Below are 24,534 nucleotides of genomic sequence, written 5' to 3'. Positions count from 1 at the left end.
GGTTTTGATTATAATAACAATCAGCGCCATAATTTACAGCACTAACACGCGTAAACAGGAATTCAGATGAAAAAACAAACATTACTTAGTGTTTCAATGCTTGTACTAACACTTACTTTGTCAGGTTGCCAAACAGCTTATTACTCTGCAATGGAAAAAGTAGGTATTCACAAACGCGACATCCTTATCGATCGCGTAGAAGAAACCAAAGACTCGCAGCAAGAGTCTCAAGAAGAATTTAAATCGGCACTAGAGCGCTTAACTACTCTAATAGATTTTAATGGTGGCGAACTACAAGACACTTACAATCAATTAAACGACGATTACGAGTCGAGCTTAAAAGCCGCAAACGAAGTATCAACTAACATCAATAAAGTAGAAGACGTAGCAGAAGCACTTTTTGATGAGTGGAGCGATGAGCTAGAGCAATACAAAAGCGCATCACTTAAGCGTGAAAGCAGCAAAAAGCTAACCGCGACTAAGCGCCAGTTTGAACAGCTATTACGCTCAATGCGCAGCGCAGAGAGTAAAATGGAGCCAGTATTAACGTCGCTTCACGATAATGTTTTATATTTAAAGCATAACTTAAACGCACAAGCGGTATCGGCTATTAAAGGCGAGTTCACTAACCTTAAACGCGACATACAAGTGTTAATGAACGACATGAACAAATCGATTGCCGATTCAAACAAATTTATTGAACAAATGAATAGCGCAGGCTAACTAATATATTACAAACAAACAAAAATAAATAAGCCTGCAATTTCGCAGGCTTTATTTTATTTTTACTTTTTGTTACTTTTTAACCACTTATTAATCTAACGTTTTTGGTACACTTTCATAAAATTAGAATTAAAATAAAAAACTACAATGAAAATAAGTACCTTAACTCTTTTGGCTATCTCTAGCTTACTAACCGCTTGCGGAACTGCTAATCACATAGAAAGAATCGCAGGGCCTGATACTGTAGTACCACTACATAAAGATGGGGAGCGCAAAGGGCGCTACCATAATCTATACCCAGGCAAAAAAACGTACCCTATTAGTTGTGAAAATGACTGCTATCCAAGCAACACTCATTTGCAATGTGAAGAAGGAAGTGAAAACTGCCAATATATTGCTGGGCAAGTAACTCCAAAATTAAATACCGGATACACTGTTCGCTGGCTTGGCCATGCAGGGTTTATGATCAGCACACCAAACGGGCAGCAAGTGGTGTTTGATCCTGTAAAAGAGCAGTTCGACTCCCCTGTTGATTTAGCCTTTAAACTTGCCTCAGGGTTTTATCGTAAGCCCGGTGACTGGCTAACTAACAGCGAACTAACTAATTTAGATGCCGTTATATATTCTCACCTTCATTATGATCATTTTAATAAAGCAGATATAGCAGAAATAGGTAACAAACCACGCTACTTAACGCCACTGGGAATGGCTGATAACTTCCCAACAGGTGGATTTAACATTAGCGAAATGGCCTGGTATGCAAAAACGAGTATTGACGATTTGGCAATTCATGGCGTACCTGCACATCACTTTAGCAGTCGTATTTCAGTGCCTTTTATTTACGAAGATCACGATAAAGACCTATGGAATGGCTGGTTACTTGCACAAAACGGTAGCACTTTATTTTTTGCAGGTGATACTGGCTACTCAAAACATTTTAAAGACATACAGCAAAAATACGGCGATATCGATATTTGCTTAATGCCAATCGCTTCTTACTACAGTAAAGACGATCCTAACTGGTACCGTTACGTCCACACCACACCAGAAGATGCACTAAGCGCAGCGCAAGAGCTTAACTGTAAAGTAATGATCCCTTTTGGATACGGCAACTCTAGCTGGAAAATGGGCGACCACAGCAGTCATTCAGCCTTACTTCGCTTATTGCACATGGTTAAAAAAATGGATGCTAAAACACCGCTGTATATTTTAAACGAAGGCGAAAGTATTTCACTGTAACTAATCACTTAGCTACTTTAAGATGGTGTTACATCAATAAAAATACATAATAAGATTGAGAAATTAATGAAAAAATTAGCACTCGCCTTAAGCTTTTTATTAAGCACGCCAGCAATGGCCACTGATGTTGAGCATACATCAACCCCAATTACTATTGATGGCGTATCAGAAGATGCGTGGAATAAAGCAACTTGGCACGACATGCCTTATTTAATGGATGGCACACTGCCATCAAGCGATGCCGACTTTAAAGGGCGCTATCGTTTATTGTGGGATAAAAACTATTTATACCTACAAGCCGATATTGTGGATGATGTTTTAATAGATACACACGCAGATCCAACCTATAAATATTGGGATGACGATGCGCTTGAAGTATTTATTGATAGTGATGCATCCGGTGGAAACCACCAATTTAATCACACCGCTTTGGCGTATCATATTGGCCTTGATAACCAAGCTGCCGATTACGGACCTGATAAACAAGCCCATTTGTATACCGACCACCTAGTTAGTAACTGGAAGCGCAACACCACCGCACCTTTTAACATTACGTGGGAAGTAGCAATAAAACTCTACCCAAATGATTATAAAGAAGGGGCTAAAAACACCCCACTTACACTTAGCGAAAAGCAAGTAATCGGCTTTATGCTAGCGTATTGCGATAACGATGGCAGTGACGTGCGCGAGCACTTTATGGGCTCACACGAAGTACAACCAGTAAATGGCGACAGAAATCGTGGATTTATAGATGCAGACGTATTTGGCAAAGTCACCCTACTCCCTAAAAAGTAAGTAACTACCAACTACCACCAACAAAATAATTAAGTAGGTTGGGTTGAGCGAAGCGAAACCCAACGAAAAAACATCTTATCAAAGAATAACTTTATTTATTATTTTAATTGGTTACGCAAAGAAATTTCCTTAATAAGTTCTGGAAGTTGTTTGGCTAATTTATGAATTTGCTTTAAATGAGCTGAAATTATTTCTCGTTTCTCTTCATTATAGCCACCACCTATAATCGATTTACCGGACTTAAGTATTAAAGAAGAAAATACCATTTCAGAAGCATGGCTATAACCATTATAAAAATCTTTAGCTTGTTTGAGCCAACCTTTCCCCGATGTAACGCCTAACACGCTTGCATTTCTTACTACTAAATCAATTGATAAGTGCGCTTTAGTGAAGGCATCTTTATTTAAATAGCCAGAATAAAAATCTATTTCTTTTTGTTGTTTACCACGACCAACTTTTAACCTTACTGGGGATGAAAGCAAGATAGACATACAGAGAGATTCATAAGATATTCTCATAGTATTACCAGCGGCATTAATATGACCTTCGGCTAATAATCTCAATGAAGTAACCGAAGTCTCTAAAGACAAGAATAGATATTCTTGAACCCACTTAAATTTAGGGTTCTCATTTGTAAGTATGAAATTTTTGAAAGCGGTCTCACAAGTATTTAAATGTTTCAAAATCTGAATTACGTCAATCTCAAAATCAGATTTAAAACCTGCAATAGTTCTATCACCTAAAATTATTTCATCAAATTCCATAATAACTCCCATAGCAATTTAGCAGTGTATTCTTAGAAATAATACTTTGTTTCTAAAAGCGACTCTAGCCTTGCCGTAAATAGTTGCCTTGACTTTAAAGCTTCTCTTTGTCACAAACACAAAAAAGCCGCTGTATTTTGCAATACAGCGGCTTTTAAAATCATAATTCTAAATTAATAGGTTATGCTTTAGGTGCACGACCCGCACGTTTACGTTCGTTTTCTGTAAGATGACGCTTACGGATACGAATGTTTAGTGGAGTAACTTCAACTAGCTCGTCATCATCGATGAACTCAAGCGCTTGCTCAAGTGAGTAGTTAAGGTGTGGAGAAAGCGTTTGCGCTTCATCAGTACCAGATGCACGTACGTTAGTTAACTGCTTGCCTTTAAGGGCGTTAACTGTAAGGTCGTTATCACGGTTATGAATACCGATAACCATACCTTCGTATACTTCAACACCGTGACCGATGAATAAACGGCCGCGTTCTTGTAAGTTGAATAATGCGTTAGTAAGTGCTTTACCAGTTGCGTTTGCAATCATTACGCCGTTCTTACGAACACCGATGTCGCCACCTTTGTGAGGACCGTAATGATCGAACGTATGGTACATAAGACCAGAACCCGAAGTAAGCGTCATGAAATCAGTTTGGAAACCAATTAAACCACGGCTAGGGATCATGAAGTCTAAACGCATACGGCCTTTGCCATCTGGAGTCATGTTAGTAAGTTCACCTTTACGTAGGCCAACTTGTTCCATAACAGAACCTTGATGCTCGTCTTGACAGTCAATAGTCACTGTTTCAAACGGTTCTTCTAGAACGCCATCTACAGTACGTAAGATAACTTCTGGACGAGAAACTGAAAGCTCGTAACCTTCACGACGCATGTTTTCGATTAAGATACCTAGGTGTAATTCACCACGACCAGAAACACGGAAGCTATCTGGGCTAGCAGTATCTTCAACGCGAAGTGCTACGTTGTGTACTAATTCTTTGTCTAAACGCTCACGGATATTACGTGACGTTACAAACTTACCTTCTTTACCACAGAAAGGTGAGTTATTTACAGAGAATGTCATTGTTACAGTTGGCTCATCAACACTTAGTGGTGGTAATGCTTCAACGTTTCCTGGGAAACAAACTGTGTCAGAAATCTTAAGCTCACCAATACCTGTTACAGTTACGATGTTACCAGCGTAAGCTCTATCAGTTTCGATACGTTCAAGACCTAGGTAGCTTTGTACTGCGCCAATTTTACCATTACGTGTAGTGCCATCAGCACTGATAATAGTAACTTGTTGGTTAGGAGCAACAGAACCACGTTTAATACGACCAATACCAACTACACCAACATAAGAGTTGTAATCTAGTTGAGAAATTTGCATTTGGAAGTCACCTTCAGGATCTGCATCCGGTGGTGATACTTCTTCAACGATCATCTTGAACATAGGTTCCATGTTGTCTGATGGCTCGTCTAAATCTAGTGTTGCCCAGCCGTTGATTGCTGAAGCGTAGATTACTTTAAAGTCTAACTGTTCGTCAGTTGCGCCAAGGTTGTCGAATAAATCAAAGATTTGATCCATAACCCAATCAGGACGTGAACCTGGCTTATCAATTTTATTGATAACTACGATTGGCTTTAAGCCTTGCGCGAATGCCTTTTGCGTAACGAAACGCGTTTGTGGCATTGGACCTTCTTGAGCATCAACAAGTAATAATACTGAGTCAGCCATCGAAAGTACGCGTTCAACTTCACCACCGAAATCGGCGTGTCCCGGAGTATCTACGATATTGATATGGTAGTCGTTCCAAGAAATGGCTGTGTTTTTAGCCAAAATGGTAATACCACGTTCTTTCTCAATGTCGTTTGAGTCCATCACGCGCTCTTCGTTACCGCCGCGTGTTTCTAATGTACCTGATTGCTCAAGTAGTTTGTCAACCAGTGTTGTTTTACCGTGGTCAACGTGCGCGATAATCGCTATATTTCTTAACTTTTCGATGCTCATATATTTACTCAGAGAAATTAAATTCTCAATGATCCTGCAAGATCTACGCACTCATCTGCGTTTTCACGAGATGTCCAAGCATAGGATTTAAAAGGGCGCATATTATCCCTCATTAATGACATGGATGAAAGTTTATCCAATACAAATTTTAAAACTTTCTCAATACTTTCACTAAGTATCTGTTTTATATATGACAATTATATGAATTAAATTTCGATATTTTTTCGAAAAACAGCCATTTTGGCTATTTTTCCGATCTTTTTGGTACTCTTTTGCATTTAGTTTATGCTAATTTTAAGCGATTAAATTATCAGCAAATTGCACCATGTAAATATTGCACCAAAAGGGATATTTTACGCACCAAACTAGTGCGCCACTATGCTGGATTTTATAACAACTTATTTTTTTTAATTTATAAACATGCAGTTATAAAAATGGCACAAAATCAGCTTAATAAATGCTAAAGCAATTATGCAGCAATAACAAAACCCCACACTTGGAGGACACATGTCACAATCGGTTTTAGATTTTATTAAAGAAAATGACGTTAAGTTCATTGATTTACGCTTTACTGACACTAAAGGTAAAGAACAACATGTTTCTATTCCTCATCATCAAGTTGATGAAGATTTTTTCGAAGACGGTAAAATGTTCGATGGTTCTTCAATCGCTGGTTGGAAAGGCATTAATGAGTCAGACATGGTTTTATTACCAGATGCAGACTCTATCAAATTAGACCCTTTCACAGAAGAAACAACACTAATTGTTCGTTGTGACGTTGTTGAACCTTCAACACTTCAAGGTTATGAACGTGACCCACGCTCAGTTGCTAAGCGTGCTGAAGATTACATGCGTTCAACTGGTATTGCAGACACTGTGTTATTTGGCCCAGAGCCAGAATTTTTCGTATTTGATGATGTTAAATACAAATCAGACATGTCTGGTTCTATGTATAAAATTGATTCTAAGCAAGCTGCTTGGAACTCAGATAAAGAATATGCAGATGGCAACACAGGTCACCGTCCAGGTGTTAAAGGCGGTTACTTCCCAGTTGCTCCAGTTGATGACTTCCAAGATTGGCGTTCAGCTACGTGTCTAGTGCTAGAAGAAATGGGCCAAGTAGTAGAAGCACATCACCACGAAGTAGCAACAGCAGGTCAAAACGAAATCGCTACCCGCTTTAATACAATGGTATTAAAGGCGGATGAAATTCAAGAAATGAAATATGTTATCCATAACATGGCTCACTTATACGGTAAAACAGCAACGTTTATGCCTAAGCCAGTTGTTGGTGATAACGGCTCTGGTATGCATTGTCACCAGTCACTTGCTAAAGATGGTGTAAACCTTTTTGCTGGTGATAAGTACGGCGGTCTTTCTGAAGATGCACTTTACTACATTGGCGGCATCATTAAGCATGCTAAAGCAATCAATGCTTTTGCAAATGCCTCTACTAACTCGTACAAGCGTTTAGTACCAGGTTTTGAAGCACCAGTTATGCTTGCATACTCTGCACGTAACCGTTCTGCATCAATTCGTATCCCAGTGGTTCCATCTGAAAAAGGTCGTCGTATTGAAGTACGCTTCCCAGATCCAACTGCTAACCCATACCTTGCTTTCTCAGCAATGCTTATGGCTGGCCTTGATGGTATCAAAAACAAGATCCACCCTGGCGATGCTATGGATAAAGATTTATACGACTTACCAGCTGAAGAAGCAGCAGAAATTCCAACGGTTGCAGCATCACTTGACGAAGCACTATCTGCACTTAGCGCAGACCGTGAATTCTTAACTCAAGGTGGTGTATTCACTGATGATTTAATTGATGCTTATATCTCACTTAAATCTAAAGAAGTTGAAAAACTTAACATGACAACTCACCCAGTTGAGTTTGAAATGTACTACAGCTGTTAATTAAGCTGTAAAAAATATGTGTGTTCTCAAGCCCGCTGCTCTGCGGGCTTTTTTAATGGTAAATCAAAGCAATCTCCACTAGAGTAAAGTTACTCTAAAACGCAGGACCGCCGAGTGAATAATTACACTTTATTACTAACAATTACTTTAGGATTAAGTAATTATGGCTATGCTGCTGAAAAAAATATACGCTTGGGAAGATAAAAATGGCGTGTTAGTGTTCTCAGATACACCGCATAAAGGCGCGACGGAGGTAAAGCTTACAAGTCAGCACCTTACAATGCCTGCGACCAATACTTATATTTTAAATAACCAACCTCAACCCCAAGAAGCAGCGTTTAACATTGCTATTTTGTCACCAGAGCATAATCAGACAATTCATGAAAATACAGGCACGGTATATGTTACCAGCCGTATAACACCACGGTTCGAAAGTGGGTTAACAATACAGCTGTTTGTTGATGGTCAAACACATGGCCCTGCTAGTCATGATTCAACCTTTGCTATAAAAGATGTTGAACGCGGTGAACATACATTGCAAGTAAAGCTGTTGAATAATAAAAACCAAATTATTGCCGTGAGCCAACCTTATGTGTTTTTTATGCGCAGAAAGGGCTTAATACCAATCCGCAATAATACTTGATCAATTTGAGGGCTTAAGCTTGACGCTAACTGTGTTAAAAATTTCTGATATAGAACAACTAAATAACGAATTTTTTGCCCTGTTATCGACACGGTTTTCATACCTCAAAATAGCTCACTTAATTAAGCAGATTGGTATAACATTCAAGAACTAAATTTAAGTTTAAAACTGAGGCGCAGCAGTGCATTTTATTAATATTAATTGCCTGCAAATATTAGCGCACTAAAATGGTGCAACTATGATTAATAATGAAATTTTCAGCCCAGAACTGCTTGACGCTATCTGGCAAAACCAAACAACAGCGGTCATGTTGCTCGATAAAAAATTTACTGTTGTTTATGCTAATACCAGTACGAGTGAGTTACTTGGTCTTGGTACTAAACGCTTGTTAGATCAACCTTTCGATAGCCTTTTTAATTACCATTCTATTGACTTGAAACGTATTGAACAGTATTCATTAATTGATGGCGTTGATTGCCAGCAACATAGAGCTGACGTGGTTTTTAGCGACTCTCGTCATGCCAAGGTAGCAGTCAGCTCAAGACAGCTTAAATTTAAAGACACGTTATATATATTATTAGAATGGCGCCAAACAGATGATGAAATAAAGCACGACCAAGCATCAAACCAAATGCATCAATATCAAGCTGCACGAAACTTAATTCGTGGCTTAGCGCACGAAATTAAAAATCCTTTAGGTGGAATTCGCGGAGCGGCGCAGTTATTGCAGTATGAAGTTGATCAACAAGAAAGAGACCAATGCGCTGAGCTTATCATTGAGCAAGCAGATAGATTGCGCGAATTAGTAGATAGGCTCTTAGGGCCAAATCAGCTACCGCAAAAGTCTTATGGCAATATTCATCAAACCCTAGAGTCGGTTGTCAGGCTAAGTACGTTAGATAATTGTTCTAATATTGGCTTAGTGAAGGATTATGACCCGAGTATTCCTGATGTATATATTGACCAAGGCAAAATACAACAAGTCGTATTAAACATTGTTCGAAATGCCCAACAGGCGCTCGTTGATGGCGGTGAAATAAAAATAAAAACCCGCATAAACCATCAACATCGTCGCCCAGGTAAAGCACCTAAAAAAGCCTTGTTGATCCAAATATCTGATAACGGACCAGGCATTGACCACAGCATACGCGAAACATTGTTCTACCCGATGATCACCAATAAAGAAGGTGGTTCAGGACTTGGACTTTCTATTGCGCAAACGCTTATTGATCAGCATGACGGCTATATTGAATGTGATAGCTGGCCTGGACATACTGAATTTAATATCTATCTGCCCTTTGCAGATTAATGTTTGGAGTTTGCATGAAAACAGTTTGGCTTGTAGATGATGATGCCTCAATTCGCTTTGTACTTGAAAAGGCACTTACCCGAGCAGGGTTTAACACGGAAAGCTTTGCTAATGCGCAAGATGTATTAAGTGCATTAAAGTTTAGCCAACCAGCTGTTTTGGTGTCTGATGTAAAAATGCCTGGCATGGATGGCATGGCTTTACTTGAGCTTATTGCAGAGCAAAACCCTGGGCTACCGGTTATTATAATGACCGCGCACTCAGATTTAGATTCGGCCGTTAATGCCTTTCAAAAAGGTGCTTTTGAGTATTTAGCTAAACCGTTTGATTTAAACGAAGCGGTTGCTCTTGTTGAAAGTGCATTTAGAGCAAACTCTACAAAAAAAACTAAACGTAAGCAGGCCCCACCTAAAAGTGCACACATAATTGGTGAAGCACCCGCTATGCAAGAGGTATTTAGAGCAATAGGTAAACTGTCAGCCTCTAGCATGAGTGTATTAATAAATGGTGAGTCTGGCACAGGCAAAGAACTGGTCGCCAGCGCCTTACATAATCATAGTCCACGTAAAGAAAATCAATTTATTGCACTTAACATGGCCGCAATTCCAAAAGAACTTGTTGAGTCAGAATTATTTGGCCACGAAAAAGGCGCATTTACGGGCGCTGATAGTGTGCGTAAAGGGCGTTTTGAACAAGCCAATGGCGGCACGCTTTTTTTAGATGAAATTGGTGATATGCCTCTTGATGTGCAAACACGTTTATTGCGCGTGCTTGCCGATGGTGAATTTTATCGTGTGGGCGGGCATCAAAGCATAAAGGTGGATGTACGCATTATTGCAGCTACGCATCAAAATCTGGAAGACTTAGTTAAACAAGGTAAATTTAGGGATGATTTATTTCATCGTTTAAACGTAGTACGCCTACGCTTGCCAGCTCTTCGGGAGCGCACTGAAGATATTGATCGCTTGTCGCAACATTTTTTGCACAAAAGCGCTAAAGACTTACAAGTAGAAAGCAAAGTACTCAGCCCTAAAGCAACAGAGCAGCTTAAACTCTTTAATTGGCCCGGTAATGTACGTCAGCTCGAAAATACGTGTCGTTGGCTTACTGTGATGGCGCCAGGTGAACTTGTTACAGAACAAGATTTACCACCTGAGATCCTTGATGCCTCGCCAATTCAAGAGGAAGGTGATTGGCTTGATGCATTTCAACAATGGCTTAACCACGAACTTAAACAAGGCAAAGAAAATATTTGGCCCGATATTCAAGCACAACTAGAAACTCGGCTAATAAAAACAGCTCTCGCCAATTGTTCTGGCCATAAACAAGATGCAGCTATAAAAATTGGCTGGGGACGCAACACGTTGACCCGTAAGTTAAAAGAGCGCAATATTAGCTAATTAAACGTGTCTAACAAATTTGGTTATTGATGAAGCTAATCGAACATATTCCATTATTCAAACAAATGGAAATTATAAACAGGCTACACTTTTTTAAAGAGTTTACGCTCAACGAACGTCAAATATTATTAGAATCGTTTGGCCTGTTGTATTTAGTTAACCAACAGCAATTTTTATTTAAGCAGTTTGATAACGACAAACATTTATACATTGTACTAAGTGGCGCCCTTTTAGTCTTTAAGCATAATCACTTATTAGAACTAGGTACTATTGAGCCCGGTGAATTTATAGGTGAAGGCGCCTTTATTGGTAACAGACAAAGAAGTACCAATGCCCAAGCTAAAAGCGACACTATCGTACTCGCTATAACTCCTGAAGCATTGACTCGTTTACCTAATGTTATACGTGAAAAAATTAAAGACCGTATTATCGAGGGCATGAGCGAACGAATTGCAAAACTAAGTGAGCATATAGAAACCCACGGTTAACTCTATCACTCAGTCCATATAAACAATTTGTAGTGAGCAATCAAGCCAGTTGGGGTTATTAACGTGAGCTATAAACCTGAAAGTATCGGATGGTTTTGCGCCAAAGGGCGTATTTATAAGTGGTTGTGAGTGACTGTATGTTTGCGAATGATTTTTGTAATAAATAACAAGATAACCATATAAATACTCCCAACTCAGCCTAACTATTGCGCCACTTGGTAGTGTAAATTCAACATGTTCATTTGCAAATTTGACCGCTAAATCATTGTACTTGTCTTCGCTACATTGAGTTGTTCGTAACTTTTTAGACATAACAAAGGTTGTACCCGCCACTGCATTTTTTAGATAAAATCCTATATTGCTATCACCATAAAAATGATTTGAACGAGTTGTATAGTTAACTTGTGGCTCGTAACCTAGCCCCTGCATAATAGTAGCTAACTTCTCAGTCTCTTTTGGGTAAATTTTGTCGCTTGATAATATTAGGGCGTGTTGAACTTTGGTGATTGAATTTGCAGCTCAACATATTCATAAGGGAGCGATTGTGCTTTTAGCGCAGCATCGAGCTGATTGCGCTGTTCATCTTGCAAGTTTTCACTAAATACATACACGGTAGGTTGTTGGCACGCAGCTAATAGTAATGCCAACACACATATTAAAATCCATTTTTCATAGTTACCCCTTTTGATTACAATTGTAGTCTATTAAAGGTAACTATTTATGGCAATTTAATTTGTTTGGCTATCTAACCAAGCATCAACACTTTTGCGAGTATATAAAACTTCTTTAAACAAACGATGACGTTCAAATTCAAGTTTTGTTTTTCTCGTGGCATCACCACTAACTAAACGGCTATGGGTATCATTGAATTTTGAAATTACAGAAAAACCGCGCTCATCTTGATCAGCTTGCTTTTTTACAGAATTAGCAAGGTGCTCTCTAACATCGTCAGCAGTTAACATACCTGAATTATCTAATCCCATTAGCTCTTTTTTCATTGCTAATCTTACGCCCATTTCCTACTCCATTTAATGAAAAATATTTATTCCGCCAAAGTTTTAGCAATTAGCAGGCCATACGTAAAATTAACTGCTGCAAAGCTTAACCTTCAATTGCTTCAGTTTTTTTAAAGACAGACAAAATACATAAAAACTTTCATAACTATTTACCTATTACAATTAGCTAAAGTCACTTGCTTTGGTGCAAAAGTAGCTGCAAGCCTTTATACTAAAGCTTGTGCGTTACCCCACCGAGAGCAAATATGAACGAAGAATACATAGAAATAGAATTAGAAGAAGAGCCGATTGAGCTCTGTAAATTATTAAAAGTACTAAACTTAGTTGAAGGTGGCGGCCAAGCTAAAAACCTAATAACTGAAGGCTATGTGGGTGTTAACCATGAAATTTGTACAATTAAACGGAAAAAATTATACAGTGGTGATGTGTTAGAGTTTGATGGTGAGTTTTTTCAACTATCACTAAGTGCGGATGCAATCCCTGCAGAAAAACCTGCTGTACAAACTCACACTGAACCAAAGCCGGCGGTCTCTCAACCAACAGTTCAGCCTGCTAAAAGTAAGCGTAAGCGAACTAAAAAGCCAAAAGTAGATGACAAAACAGGACGTCGTCCTATTTCATTTGGTTAAGTGTTTAAAACCCCCTCTTTTTATATAAAAAGGCCAACTTATATAGTTGGCCTTTTTACTCTTCAATAACCTAGGGCGTGTTAGTAAATAATAAAAATAAGGTGGTTACATGCCTGTCAATACATCCCAACATTGGTTTAAACCTGCTGTATGGGCGTCAACTCGTATGGAACTTACTTGGCGTTATTGTATTTTTTATGCAGATGATGACTCCCAAGATAATAATTAAACCAACTATAAATCAATAAGCTGCGCATTCTAACATTCCTATTTAGTTAACCATTACATTTACTATTGCCGTATTAATAGGCACTTTTGGCCGGTTTTACTTTGTGTGAGTGTTAAAGTTACGCAACAAGGCTGGTTACAGTAATTATACCAATTGCATTAAATTAGTGGGCTATTATAACGCTAAGAAAATAGCGTAATCACGAGGCGAAATTACGATATATAGTTGTTCTATAAAAATAATTTTTAACGCAGTGAGTGCGCTATTTAATGCGATAAAATGATCATTTTTTTAATCAAGTAGGTATCAGTATGGGCCGAATAACGTTTGGCCCCCTCCCTCTTTTAAATCATCCTTGAAAATAAAGTTTTCAGCATCATCTCTATCATGGTAACTGTATAAATTTCGTTCTCTAAGTACGGTTTTTTACGCTGGTATGTACTTTGCAACTCAAGCACTACAGAGGTCACTCTTCAAAATATTTTTATAATTCATAAAGGGGCAAATAATGAATAATAGTTTCGACACCCAACATCAGCTCACAATTAATGGTGAGCAATACCATATTCATTCTCTAAAAGGACTTGGTGACAAAGCAAAACGATTGCCCTTTTCCTTAAAAGTATTACTCGAAAACCTCCTTCGTAACGAAGATGGCGCAAACATTAAAGAACAAGACATTCAAGCTCTGCTTAATTGGGATCCTCAAGCAAAGCCTGCATCTGAAGTTGCCTTTACTCCCGCCCGTGTTGTTATGCAAGATTTTACAGGCGTACCCGCTATTGTTGATTTAGCCGCAATGCGTGACGCAATGGAAAAATTAGGTGGGGACCCTGCAAAAATAAACCCGTTATCGCCTGCTGAACTTGTGATCGACCATTCGGTACAGGTAGATGGCTATGGTAACGAGGGTGCTTTTGATTTAAATGCAAAGCTTGAATACGACCGAAATAAAGAACGTTACGAATTTTTGCGTTGGGGGCAAACCGCTTTTGATAATTTAAAAGTAGTGCCACCCGCAACCGGTATTGTTCACCAAGTGAATTTAGAATATTTAGCGCGCGTTGTTTTTAATGAAGAGCGCGATGGCAAAAAGTTCGCTTACCCAGATACGCTTGTAGGGACTGACTCTCACACCACTATGATTAATGGTTTAGGTGTGCTTGGTTGGGGTGTAGGCGGTATTGAAGCCGAAGCAGCAATGCTTGGGCAGCCAATTAGCTTACTCATCCCACAAGTAGTGGGTATGAAGCTAAGCGGCCGCCTACCTGAAGGGACCACCGCAACTGATTTAGTATTAACAGTAACAGAGATATTACGTAATCATGGTGTAGTGGGTAAATTTGTCGAGTTTTATGGCGACGGTCTTGCCGATTTACCACTCGCTGATAGAGCAACCATAGCTAACATGGCACCAGAGTACGGCGCTACGTGTGGTATTTTTCCGATTGATGATGAAACCATTAACTATCTCCGCTTAACAAACCGCGATGAGAAGCAACTTAAACTCATTGAAGATTACGCTAAGCACCAAGGCTTATGGCGTAACGATGGCGACGAAGCTAATTACACCGACACACTCGAGCTTAAATTAGATGATGTTGTACCAAGCCTTGCAGGACCTAAACGTCCTCAAGACAGAATTGCCTTAAATGAGGCTGGCAAAGTTATTAGCGAGCATTTAAAAGGCTTTCAAGATGAGCGTATGGCTCGTCGTGATAAAAGCGATGAAGAACAAGCGCGTATCGAAAGTGAAGGCCCGGCAACAAACCCCGATGAACCTGTTGATGAAGCGCAGTTTATGGGCGCCGCTAAAGTTAAATTTAAAGGGCAAGAGTTTGAGCTAAACGATGGCGCATGTGTTATTGCCGCTATAACCAGTTGTACTAACACCTCGAACCCGAGTGTAATTTTAGCCGCAGGTTTGGTCGCTAAAAAAGCGAAGCAATTAGGTATTAATGTAAAACCTTGGGTTAAAACATCCCTTGCACCTGGCTCTAAAGTAGTTACCGACTACTTAGAAAAAGCAGGCTTGATGGACGACCTAGAAAGTCTAGGCTTTAATTTAGTAGGCTATGGCTGTACGACGTGTATTGGTAATTCAGGGCCACTTGCAACTGAAATATCAGACGCGATTCAAAAACATAAACTAGTGGTCAGCTCTATTTTATCAGGTAACCGTAACTTTGAAGGGCGTATTCACCAAGACGTTAAGATGAACTTTTTAGCGTCTCCTCCGCTTGTTGTTGCATACGCTATTGCAGGTAGAACAGATATTGACGTATATAACGAACCTCTCGCGCAAGATCCTAACGGCAACGATATTTACCTTAAAAACATTTGGCCAAGCGTTAAAGAGGTTAGTGACTTAGTTAAAGAAACAGTGACTAAAGAAATGTTCGCAAGAAGCTACGCTAACGTTTATGAAGGTGACAGCCGCTGGCAGCAAATTCAAATACCTGATGGTAAACTTTATGATTGGGACGATGCATCAACCTACATTAAAAAAGCACCCTTTTTTGATGGCATTAAAGTAGAACCACCGGGCATTCCGACGATTGAAGGTGCGCGCTGTCTAGCTAAGCTTGGGGATTCAGTAACCACTGACCATATTTCTCCGGCGGGCGCTATTAAAGCTGACGCGCCAGCAGGTTTATACCTGCAAGAAAACGGCGTAGATAAAGGCCAGTTTAACTCGTACGGTTCACGCCGTGGTAATCACGAAGTAATGATGCGCGGTACTTTCGCCAACGTTCGCCTTAAAAACTTATTAGCACCGGGAACTGAAGGCGGTGTAACACGTACCCAGCCAGAAAATGACTTAGCAAGTATTTATGATGCAGCTATGGAGTATCAAAAAAACGGAACTCCGTTAATTATTTTGGCCGGTAAAGAGTACGGTACGGGATCATCTCGCGACTGGGCAGCTAAAGGTTCTCTTTTATTAGGCGTTAAAGCGGTTGTAGCGCAAAGCTACGAGCGAATTCATCGCTCTAACTTAATTGGTATGGGTGTATTACCGCTGCAATTTAAAGAAGGTGAAAGCTACGAGTCACATGGGCTAACAGGGCAAGAGCAATTTGATATTGATGGCTTGTATGATAAAACCGATGAAGTCACCGTTATTGCAACCAATGCTGAAGGTAAAAAAGTTAGCTTAAGTGCCGATGTACGTATTGATACCCCTAAAGAGTGGGATTACTACAAACACGGCGGCATTTTACAATATGTACTGCGTAATATGCTCGATTAAGCAAAGTATGTTTTAAAAATAGCAACGGCCTCCCTTTTAATAAAGGGAGGCCTTTTTGTGACTGGCCATACGTTGATTATATCGAGCTACTTTACTGTCGAGCATGATATTAAGGGGATAATGGTCGCGGCTGCATATATTGCTATAGGGGTACTATTGCCACTTCGACAAAGATATATTTAACCATATTATTCATGGAAGCCGAGAAACGTTATCGCGACGTGTCTATAAAAACCTTAGCTTTATTATAGACCGCTTAAGCTATTAATTTCTTTGTTACGTTTTTCAAGTTTATCTTGTACGCTCCCTGCATCTTCAAATAACTTTTGAACAGAATCAGGATCTAAAATACTTATTGTTTCTGATGCTGCTGACATACTTGATACTTTTGGAGTGTTATTTAAAATAGACGTATCTTCTGCGGCAATAACTGTAATATCTTTTGGATTGAGTTTAACCTCAATGCTTTTTGCATGCGGATTTGGCGTGTCTGAAAAATGCCATTGACCTGTGCCATCTTGCCATTTAAAAATTTTACTATTTGAGGCTGTAGAGCTCACTATTTTTTCGCTTGCTTGCTTTACGTTATGTACAGCATTATCAAATGTATTACCGGTGAGCGTCACTATTTTTTCTTTAATATGGTGCGACTTGTCACTCATTGATGACACTGAAAGCCATGTTTTACCATCGGGCTTTTTTAAATAAAATAAAGATATGAGCGCAATAGTCATGATTGATATTGCTAAATAGGCAAAGTATTTCATAGCGTTCCTGCTTTAAATTAATCCTTTATCCTTTGAGTCTAATTAAAAATACTTAATCCGGCAATTTTTTCACAATAAAAAAGCAGCCGAAGCTGCATTTTTATTTTCGATTTAGCTATACGTGTGCCGCGTTAAATACCATCGCCATCAATGTGTAACCCACACTCACGATTTAAACCAAAGAAACGAGTTTCTTCTTCTGTCATACCCGGCTCTAATTTACGCGTAGTGTGTACATCTCCCATCGACACATAACCTTGCTCCCATAATGGGTGATAAGGTAAGTCATGCTTAGTAAGATACTGATACACATCGCGATTCGACCATTCAATAATCGGGTACACTTTAACTGTGCCACGACTAATTTCTACAAACTGTTTATCTGCACGTGTAGATGATTGATCGCGTCTTAAGCCACTAAACCAAGTACCCGCTTCTATTTCTTTTAACGCACGGGTCATTGGCTCTACTTTATTAAGCTGATTATATTGCTTAATTCCACCTTCGCCTTGCTCCCATAATTTACCAAATTTAGCCTCCTGCCATGCAGGACTAAGCTGCGCTCTATACACCTTTAAATTAAGTGATAAGCGCTCGCTCATTTGCTCAATAAACTGATACGTTTCAGGAAACAAATAACCTGTGTCGGTTAAGACAACAGGAATATCTGGACGTTGTGAGGTCATTAAATGCAGCATTACTGCCGCTTGAATACCAAAGCTAGATGATAAAAAGGCCGTATTAGGCAAGTTATCAAGCGCCCATGCAACACGCTGTTCTGCGCTCATATTTGCTAGTAAACCATTAGCATCAGCTAACATAGCCGCTTGGCTTTGTTTATCTAGCTGTAAAATGTTTTTAAATTCACTCATGGTAAATTCCAAACCTCACCAGCGCTTAGCGCTGGTATTTAATTAAGCGTGAAAATCGGTTACTGATACTTTTACTTCAGCAACAATGCCTTTGCGAATAACAAAGTCACCAAAACACTCACCGTCGTTGCGCTCTTTAGCCCACTGGCCAATTAGCTTATCAAATGCGTCTAGGTAAACATCTTCGCCTACGTTCTCAAGGTACAATTTAGGAATACGTGTGCCTTCTAAATTACCACCTAAGTAAACGTTGTACTTACCAGGACCTTTACCTACTAAACCAGCTTCAGCAAGCATTGCGCGGCCACAGCCGTTCGGGCAACCTACAACGCGCATAATAATGCTGTCATCTGGTATACCGTGCTTTGCAAGTAATGCTTCAGTTTTTTCTACTAGGCTTGGTAAGTAACGCTCTGCTTCGGCCATTGCAAGTGGGCACGTTGGTAGTGAAACACACGCCATTGAATTTTTACGCTGCTGCGAATCGGTGTCATCAATTAAGCCATGACTACGGGCGATTTCTTCAATTACCGCTTTTTGATCTGCAGGCACACCGGCAATAATTAAGTTTTGATTAGCCGTCATGCGCATATCACCTTGGTGAATTTCAGCGATTTTACGACAACCGGTTTTAAGCGGTTTGTCTGGGTAGTCTAAAATACGACCGCTTTGAATAAATAATGTTAAGTGGTGCTTACCATCAATGCCTTCAACCCAACCAATACGATCGCCACGATGAGTAAACTCAAACGGGCGACTTGGCGCAAACGTAACGCCTGAACGCGCTTCTACTTCAGCTTTAAATACATCAACGCCTACACGGTCTAATGTGTATTTAGTTTTTGCATTTTTACGATTTGAACGATTACCCCAATCGCGCTGCACAGATACAACATGCTCTGCAATTTTTAAGGTATCTTCTAGCGGTATAAAACCAAAGTCATCGGCTTTACGCGGATAAGTTGCTGTATCGCCGTGCGTCATGGCAAGGCCACCGCCCACTAATACGTTAAAACCAACAAGCTTGCCGTTATCAGCAATAGCCACAAAGTTTAAATCGTTAGCGTGTATATCAACTTCGTTATTAGGCGGAATTGTTACCGTTGTTTTAAACTTACGCGGTAAATAGTTAGATCCTAAAATTGGCTCTTCCGTGGTTTGCGCTTTTTCGCCATTTAACCAAATTTCGGCATACGCTTTTGTTTTTGGTAATAAATGCTCAGAAATCTTTGTAGCCCAATCGTAAGCCTCTTGATGTAGCTCAGACTCAACTGGGTTAGTAGTACAAAGCACATTACGGTTAACATCACCTGCGGTAGCAATAGAGTCTATGCCCACGCTATCAAGCATTTGGTGCATGCCTTTGATGTTTGGCTTTAGCACACCATGAAACTGAAACGTTTGACGCGTTGTTAAACGGATGCTGCCGTAGCTTGTTTTTTCATCAGCAAACTTATCAATTGCTAACCACTGCTCTGGCTTGATAATACCGCCAGGCATACGTGCACGTAACATTACATTATGTAGGGGCTCTAGCTTTTGCTTAGCACGCTCACCACGTATATCACGGTCATCTTGTTGGTACATACCGTGAAAACGTATTAGCTGAAAGTTATCAGCGGTAAAGCCACCGGTAATTTCGTCTTTTAAATCTTGTTCTATGGTGCCACGTAAAAAGTTACTTTCTCTTTTCAAACGCTCGTTATCAGAAAGCTTTACGTTTTTATCTTGTTCGCTCATTTTAAATCCTAAATTTGTTACAGTGACGGCTGTTAGCTGTTAAATAAAATAAGAAACGTGATTAATACACGTCTTTCTGATAGCGGTTTGCGCTACGCAAATCTTTTAAGTATTGCTCTGCGTCTTCATCGCTCTTGCCTGTGTTTTCTTTGATGATATCGACCAAGGCGCTGTGTACATCTTTTGCCATGCGATTTGCATCACCACAAATGTAAAAATGAGCGCCAGCTTCTAACCATTCAAACACGTCTTTACTGTTACTGCGCAACTTGTCTTGCACGTATACTTTTTCTGCTTGGTCGCGGCTAAATGCAACATCTACTTTATTAAGTAGGCCCGATTTTAAATAACCCTGTATTTCTACTTGGTATAAAAAGTCTTGAGTGAAATGTGGGTTACCAAAAAACAACCAATTTTTACCTTGTGCTTCACGCGCATCACGCTCTTGTAAAAATGCACGGAACGGCGCAATGCCCGTACCTGGGCCAACCATGATCACCGGTGTATCATCGTTAGTTGGTAGGCGGAAATTGTCGTTATGTTCGCTAAATACTTTAACTTTACAGCCTTCTTCAGCTCGGCGAGTTAAGTAACCTGAACAACCACCTAAGTGCTCACTATCAAACGCATCAAACTCAACTAAGCCTAGAGTTAAATGCACTTCGTCTTCAACCTCTGCTTGGCTAGATGCAATTGAGTACAAGCGAGCTTGCAGCTTACGTAGGCAATCGACTAATGTTTGCGCATCAATTTTTGCTGGATTTTGGCGAATTACATCAAATATCTGGCGAGGTTCAATATACGCACGCATTGCAGCTTTATCTTCCACAAGCTTTAATAATTCAGGCGTACCTGTTGCTGTTGCGTATTTTTCTACAAAACCTGGGTATGACTGAGTCAGCTCTAGTTTTTCAATAAGTGCGCCGCGTACGCTTAGCTCTTCATCACCTACTTTTACAATGCTTGCTGCATCTATTTGAGTGAGTGTAAGTACTTCATCAACTAATACATCGTCATTTAAAAAGTACACACCTAATGAATCACCTGGTGTATAAGTAATGTCTGAACCTTCAAGTGAAATTTCAACGTGGCGTACATCTTTGGTTGAATCGCGACCGGTAATTTTTTGAACTGTTAAAAGCTCTGCTTCAAATGGGTTTTGCTTTGTGTATTGGCTTGCTGCAGACGTTGGTGCGCCAAATGGCATTGATCCTACTTGCCCCGAAGTGGCGCCTTGCTGCACTTTTAAATCTGGTTCAAATGCATCAAGTGCACCGGCGATCCATGTTGCAGCTTCATCTTCGTAATCTACATCTAAATCAGCACGTTGATATATAGTTTGTGCACCAAGTTTATTTAAGCGCTCTTCAAAGTCTTTTGCTGTTTGACAGAAAAACTCATAGCTAGAATCACCCAAACCAATAACGGCTATTTTTACATCGTCTAGTTTTGGCGCTTTTTTAGTGGCTAAAAATTCATGTAGTGTTTCACCGTCTTCAGGAGGCTCACCCTCACCATAAGTAGACACAACGACAGTTAAAAACTTTTCTTTTTTCAGGGCTGTTGGTTTGTAATCAGACATGCTAACCAATTTAACTGCTAGGCCTCGTGATTCGGCCTGCTCTTTCATTTTGGTAGCGACACCTTTTGCATTACCCGTTTGCGAACCATATAAAATAGTTAGTGCTGCAGAATCGCCATTAGCCTGTGCGCCTGAAATAGGAGCTCCTAGCGCAGCTGAATTAGCATTAGCAGCTAAGTAACCACTTACCCACGCTTGTTGAATTGGATTAAGTTCAGCCACTAAACCTTGCAGCTTCTGTACTTGCTCTTGCGATAGCGGACTTGCCGCAGCATTTAGTTGACCTAACAACATGAATCGATTCCCCATAACCCTGAAAATTAAACACAATACACTTTATGTATTGTTAAAAAATGAGTTTTACCTCATCCAGAGTGTATCTGTTGAGGTTTTCTAAGTATGTAGGATAACGGGGTCTGCATAGATAAAAAAAGAATAGAATCTGCTTTGATATTCCATTTAGTTATTAATTTATAAAATTACCTTCAAAAACAGATTAAAGACTTATTATTGCTTTTTATCGAATTTTAAATTAACAATTTTGTAACTAAACTAATATAAGGTATATTCTTCATTCAAAATAAAAAATAGGAATACTCATGTCATACGGGACATATAAAAACAAACTACTTAGTACGGCTTTATTACTCGGCTCACTGCCAGTAATGGCCAATGTAGCTAATGGTAGCTTTGAACAGTGGTCAGGAAATACACCTGCATCATGGACTACTATAGATAGCGGTATTAACTTATCACGCTCAACTAGCACAGTGAAAAGCGGTAGTAGCTCTGCTGCTGTAAATGTAACAACTGGTTCGCAAAGTAACACGGATTTACTACAGCAAATTGCTGTTGAAGCAGGTCAAACTTACGATTTTTCTGCTGATATTTACCATACGGAAGGTAAAATTAAAGCCCGTTTGTATGTCGATGGTTACCAAGGCTATTCAAATGAGGCGCAAACGAATCAATGGCAAAAAATCAGCCATAGCTACACAGCAAGTAGCAGCAAAACAATTAACGTGGGTCTGCGTTTTTATGATGTTAGTGGATTTGACGGTAGCGAAATTGTCTACGTAGATAATTTTTTACCAAATAGCGATGGTGGCTCATCAACAAGCTGTTCTGACAATAGCCTTACCCTAACGCTTAATACCGATAATTATGGCAGCGAAACAAGTTGGTCTATTAATAATAGTCAAGGTAGTTCAATTGCTAACGGTGGTGGTTATGAGTCAAACACTCAGTATGATGAACAAATATGCTTAACTGATGGGGCATACACGCTTGTAATTAGTGATAGTTATGGTGATGGCATGTGTTGCTCTACTGGTAATGGTAGCTATACACTTAAGCAAGGCTCTATCACTCTTGCCAGCGGTGCGAGCTTTAGCAATACAGACAGCTCAGCTTTTGAGTTAGGAAATTCTGGCACAGAACCTGGTGATGGCTCTGGCGGAACTAATCCAACACCCACTGGTTATTATGTAACGACACAGGGCTTAACTGGCTATGCGCTGAAAACTGAGCTTTATAATATTACTAAAGATCATAATGCACAGGGTTATTCGGCGATTTGGAATTTTTATGATTCATCAGCACGTGATAAATACTTTGAAAACGATAATAGTATTTTAGATATGTATAGCGAAAAGCCAAACGGTTCAGACAGCTATAACTATACAGCCGTGAGCGATCAGTGCGGTAACTATAGTGGAGAAGGCGGCTGTTACAACCGTGAGCATTCATTCCCGAAAAGTTGGTTTGGCGGCACTATTGAACCTATGAACTCAGATGTTCACCATATTTACGCAACCGATGGTTATGTAAACTCAAAGCGTAGTAACTATCCATTTGGTGAAGTATCAAGTGCTTCATTTACATCCACTAACGGCAGCAAATTAGGTTCAGCTACAAGCTCATTAAATTACTCAGGTACTGTATTTGAGCCAATTGATGAATTTAAAGGTGACTTTGCTCGCGCTTATTTTTATATGGCAACACGCTACGAAAATGTAATTGGCTCTTGGCAAAATATAACTACCTCAAGCAACGCAGTACTTAACGGTTCACGCAACCAAGTATTTGAAAGCTGGGTTGTAGCCATGCTGCTCAACTGGCATAACAGTGATCCTGTGAGCCAAATGGAGTTAGATCGCAACCAAGCCGCTTATGAATTTCAAGGTAATCGTAATCCATATATCGACCATCCTGAATTTGTAGAGATGATTTGGTAAGAGCGAATAAACAAAGTAAGAGCCTCAGCATTTTCTGAGGCTTTTTTATTACCCACTATTGAAAGACCACATTACTGCCATCCTTAGTACTAAAACCGCTTTCTCCAAAAGTAATAAGTAGACTTTGCCGATTATGCACTACAACAACTTGCTTAGCTGAATACATTGATAACTTATAACCAACGTTAACCAATAGTCCTGAAAGCAACGTAAGTTCAGCACTCGTAAATGGTTTTCGCTTATTGTTATTAGCCCAATCTAGAGCGTTTATCGTAAATATATTCGGTGATTTAAAAGAGTGCTGAACTAATTTCACAATATTTTGTATCTGCTCGATAGATGGCTGGTATTGAGTAATCCCTAAGCTTTATAAATAACTTTGAATGGTATACATATCACTTATTACTAAAATAAAAAACACATCATAAAAGCTCAAGTTAAGTTGAGGTAAAGCACTTTAAATAACTTAACCTGAACTCTGGTTAAGAGATTTACTAACGTATTGAATCATGGTGATATTTAAATTTATTTCTCTAGCTAGAGATTTTCAGTGAAAACAAGACGAATTTACGCGCCAATAGCTGCCTATTGTAGGTAAATTCAACGCAGTTAGCGCTGAAAGTAGCTGATCGAGATAAATTTATTATCCAGAGTTTAGGTTAACTTATATAAAAACTAGGGCGTGTTTATCTTTCGAGGTTGAATTTTCAGCTTTAGGCAAGGCGAAAATATATAGAGAGCAACGAGATGCTGGCCGATTAGAAAATCGTATTTTATTGGTATTCCCCGTTATATGTTTTTGTTACGCTATTAATAAGTCTGCTTCTATATAAACTTTTTCTAAAAAAGAAAGTATAAAATCAATTACAAATATTTTAACTACACGCGGATTCAAATCTGAAGTGCATAACGTTTAGGCGGCTTTAGTC

17 protein-coding genes and 2 pseudogenes are annotated in these 24,534 nt (G+C 39.5%); 11 read left to right on the top strand and 8 right to left on the bottom strand.

All coding sequences use genetic code 11. From position 1 onward, the window contains the following. Window positions 1-66: 66 nt before the first annotated feature. The 3 genes from P20495_RS19805 (at window position 67) to P20495_RS19815 (ending at window position 2,757) form a co-directional block, all read left to right on the top strand. A complete protein-coding gene (locus P20495_RS19805) occupies window positions 67-723 on the top strand; it encodes a DUF2959 domain-containing protein (RefSeq protein ID WP_007376214.1) in 657 nt (218 codons plus the stop codon). Window positions 724-870: 147 nt separating this feature from the next. Then, window positions 871-1,962 carry an MBL fold metallo-hydrolase gene (locus P20495_RS19810; RefSeq protein ID WP_008133349.1) on the top strand — a complete coding sequence of 364 codons (1,092 nt, stop codon included), beginning with the start codon at window positions 871-873 and terminating at the stop codon, window positions 1,960-1,962. A gap of 66 nt (window positions 1,963-2,028) precedes the next feature. Further along, on the top strand, window positions 2,029-2,757 hold the full coding sequence (locus P20495_RS19815) for a CBM9 family sugar-binding protein (protein ID WP_008133346.1): 729 nt from the start codon (window positions 2,029-2,031) through the stop codon (window positions 2,755-2,757). A 98-nt stretch (window positions 2,758-2,855) separates the two neighbouring features. Here the strand turns inward: P20495_RS19815 and P20495_RS19820 are convergent, their stop codons facing one another. Together P20495_RS19820 and typA are read right to left on the bottom strand one after the other, a co-directional pair. Then, on the bottom strand, window positions 2,856-3,521 hold the full coding sequence (locus P20495_RS19820) for a hypothetical protein (protein WP_008133344.1): 666 nt from the start codon (window positions 3,519-3,521) through the stop codon (window positions 2,856-2,858). A 181-nt stretch (window positions 3,522-3,702) separates the two neighbouring features. Next, the gene (gene typA, locus P20495_RS19825; protein ID WP_008133342.1) at window positions 3,703-5,526 is read right to left on the bottom strand and encodes a translational GTPase TypA; all 1,824 of its coding nucleotides are present in this window, start codon (window positions 5,524-5,526) and stop codon (window positions 3,703-3,705) included. Between the two features lie 507 nt (window positions 5,527-6,033). On the opposite strand from typA, the gene glnA reads away from it, so the two are divergent. From glnA to P20495_RS19855, 5 genes and pseudogenes are all read left to right on the top strand, one after another. Continuing rightward, window positions 6,034-7,440: a glutamate--ammonia ligase gene (gene glnA, locus P20495_RS19835; protein WP_007376208.1), complete on the top strand. Its 1,407-nt coding sequence runs from the start codon at window positions 6,034-6,036 to the stop codon at window positions 7,438-7,440. A gap of 114 nt (window positions 7,441-7,554) precedes the next feature. Next, window positions 7,555-8,083 (top strand): annotated as a pseudogene (locus P20495_RS19840) (DUF4124 domain-containing protein). 238 nt (window positions 8,084-8,321) lie between these two features. Further along, window positions 8,322-9,392 carry a nitrogen regulation protein NR(II) gene (glnL, locus tag P20495_RS19845; protein ID WP_008133339.1) on the top strand — a complete coding sequence of 357 codons (1,071 nt, stop codon included), beginning with the start codon at window positions 8,322-8,324 and terminating at the stop codon, window positions 9,390-9,392. Window positions 9,393-9,406: 14 nt separating this feature from the next. Next, window positions 9,407-10,792, top strand: coding sequence for a nitrogen regulation protein NR(I) (gene ntrC / locus P20495_RS19850; protein ID WP_008133337.1), 1,386 nt, complete (start codon window positions 9,407-9,409; stop codon window positions 10,790-10,792). Window positions 10,793-10,821: 29 nt separating this feature from the next. Continuing rightward, the gene (locus P20495_RS19855) at window positions 10,822-11,280 is read left to right on the top strand and encodes a Crp/Fnr family transcriptional regulator (protein ID WP_008133336.1); all 459 of its coding nucleotides are present in this window, start codon (window positions 10,822-10,824) and stop codon (window positions 11,278-11,280) included. A 9-nt stretch (window positions 11,281-11,289) separates the two neighbouring features. On the opposite strand, the pseudogene P20495_RS19905 reads toward P20495_RS19855, so the two are convergent. Together P20495_RS19905 and P20495_RS19860 are read right to left on the bottom strand one after the other, a co-directional pair. Further along, window positions 11,290-11,936, bottom strand: a pseudogene (locus P20495_RS19905) (hypothetical protein). Window positions 11,937-12,008: 72 nt separating this feature from the next. Beyond that, window positions 12,009-12,296 carry a hypothetical protein gene (locus P20495_RS19860; RefSeq protein ID WP_007582180.1) on the bottom strand — a complete coding sequence of 96 codons (288 nt, stop codon included), beginning with the start codon at window positions 12,294-12,296 and terminating at the stop codon, window positions 12,009-12,011. Window positions 12,297-12,541: 245 nt separating this feature from the next. Here P20495_RS19860 and P20495_RS19865 point away from each other — a divergent pair, with 245 nt between their 5' ends. Then, window positions 12,542-12,925 (top strand): RNA-binding S4 domain-containing protein, encoded by a 384-nt coding sequence (locus P20495_RS19865; RefSeq protein ID WP_008133330.1) that lies wholly within the window; start codon window positions 12,542-12,544, stop codon window positions 12,923-12,925. 737 nt (window positions 12,926-13,662) lie between these two features. Continuing rightward, a complete protein-coding gene (acnA, locus tag P20495_RS19870; RefSeq protein WP_008133328.1) occupies window positions 13,663-16,407 on the top strand; it encodes an aconitate hydratase AcnA in 2,745 nt (914 codons plus the stop codon). Window positions 16,408-16,652: 245 nt separating this feature from the next. Here acnA and P20495_RS19875 read toward each other — a convergent pair whose 3' ends face one another. The 4 genes from P20495_RS19875 to P20495_RS19890 form a co-directional block, all read right to left on the bottom strand. Further along, window positions 16,653-17,174 carry a DUF4124 domain-containing protein gene (locus P20495_RS19875; protein WP_008133327.1) on the bottom strand — a complete coding sequence of 174 codons (522 nt, stop codon included), beginning with the start codon at window positions 17,172-17,174 and terminating at the stop codon, window positions 16,653-16,655. Between the two features lie 131 nt (window positions 17,175-17,305). Beyond that, complete coding sequence (locus P20495_RS19880; RefSeq protein ID WP_007376198.1) at window positions 17,306-18,046, bottom strand: phosphoadenylyl-sulfate reductase; 741 nt, start codon at window positions 18,044-18,046, stop codon at window positions 17,306-17,308. Between the two features lie 42 nt (window positions 18,047-18,088). Further along, window positions 18,089-19,786, bottom strand: a complete 1,698-nt coding sequence (gene cysI, locus P20495_RS19885; RefSeq protein ID WP_007376197.1) for an assimilatory sulfite reductase (NADPH) hemoprotein subunit — start codon at window positions 19,784-19,786, stop codon at window positions 18,089-18,091. Window positions 19,787-19,847: 61 nt separating this feature from the next. After that, entirely contained in the window at window positions 19,848-21,662 is a 1,815-nt protein-coding gene (locus P20495_RS19890) for an assimilatory sulfite reductase (NADPH) flavoprotein subunit (RefSeq protein ID WP_008133326.1), read from the bottom strand. A 305-nt stretch (window positions 21,663-21,967) separates the two neighbouring features. Between P20495_RS19890 and P20495_RS19895 the strand changes: the two genes are divergently transcribed. Then, window positions 21,968-23,605 carry an endonuclease gene (locus tag P20495_RS19895; protein ID WP_008133324.1) on the top strand — a complete coding sequence of 546 codons (1,638 nt, stop codon included), beginning with the start codon at window positions 21,968-21,970 and terminating at the stop codon, window positions 23,603-23,605. Window positions 23,606-24,534 lie beyond the last annotated feature (929 nt).

This window comes from Pseudoalteromonas sp. BSi20495 (assembly GCF_000241185.1).
GTDB lineage: Bacteria > Pseudomonadota > Gammaproteobacteria > Enterobacterales > Alteromonadaceae > Pseudoalteromonas > Pseudoalteromonas fuliginea.
This window is presented reverse-complemented; position numbering and strand designations above follow the sequence as displayed.

Coding starts and splice junctions, on each gene's coding strand:
- acnA (WP_008133328.1), top strand. CDS start 13,663: ATGAATAATAGTTTCGACACCCAACATCAGCTCACAATTAATGGTGAG.
- P20495_RS19855 (WP_008133336.1), top strand. CDS start 10,822: ATGAAGCTAATCGAACATATTCCATTATTCAAACAAATGGAAATTATA.
- P20495_RS19810 (WP_008133349.1), top strand. CDS start 871: ATGAAAATAAGTACCTTAACTCTTTTGGCTATCTCTAGCTTACTAACC.
- P20495_RS19860 (WP_007582180.1), bottom strand. CDS start 12,296: ATGGGCGTAAGATTAGCAATGAAAAAAGAGCTAATGGGATTAGATAAT.
- glnA (WP_007376208.1), top strand. CDS start 6,034: ATGTCACAATCGGTTTTAGATTTTATTAAAGAAAATGACGTTAAGTTC.
- P20495_RS19820 (WP_008133344.1), bottom strand. CDS start 3,521: ATGGAATTTGATGAAATAATTTTAGGTGATAGAACTATTGCAGGTTTT.
- P20495_RS19815 (WP_008133346.1), top strand. CDS start 2,029: ATGAAAAAATTAGCACTCGCCTTAAGCTTTTTATTAAGCACGCCAGCA.
- typA (WP_008133342.1), bottom strand. CDS start 5,526: ATGAGCATCGAAAAGTTAAGAAATATAGCGATTATCGCGCACGTTGAC.
- P20495_RS19875 (WP_008133327.1), bottom strand. CDS start 17,174: ATGAAATACTTTGCCTATTTAGCAATATCAATCATGACTATTGCGCTC.
- ntrC (WP_008133337.1), top strand. CDS start 9,407: ATGAAAACAGTTTGGCTTGTAGATGATGATGCCTCAATTCGCTTTGTA.
- P20495_RS19890 (WP_008133326.1), bottom strand. CDS start 21,662: ATGTTGTTAGGTCAACTAAATGCTGCGGCAAGTCCGCTATCGCAAGAG.
- P20495_RS19865 (WP_008133330.1), top strand. CDS start 12,542: ATGAACGAAGAATACATAGAAATAGAATTAGAAGAAGAGCCGATTGAG.
- P20495_RS19805 (WP_007376214.1), top strand. CDS start 67: ATGAAAAAACAAACATTACTTAGTGTTTCAATGCTTGTACTAACACTT.
- glnL (WP_008133339.1), top strand. CDS start 8,322: ATGATTAATAATGAAATTTTCAGCCCAGAACTGCTTGACGCTATCTGG.
- cysI (WP_007376197.1), bottom strand. CDS start 19,786: ATGAGCGAACAAGATAAAAACGTAAAGCTTTCTGATAACGAGCGTTTG.
- P20495_RS19895 (WP_008133324.1), top strand. CDS start 21,968: ATGTCATACGGGACATATAAAAACAAACTACTTAGTACGGCTTTATTA.
- P20495_RS19880 (WP_007376198.1), bottom strand. CDS start 18,046: ATGAGTGAATTTAAAAACATTTTACAGCTAGATAAACAAAGCCAAGCG.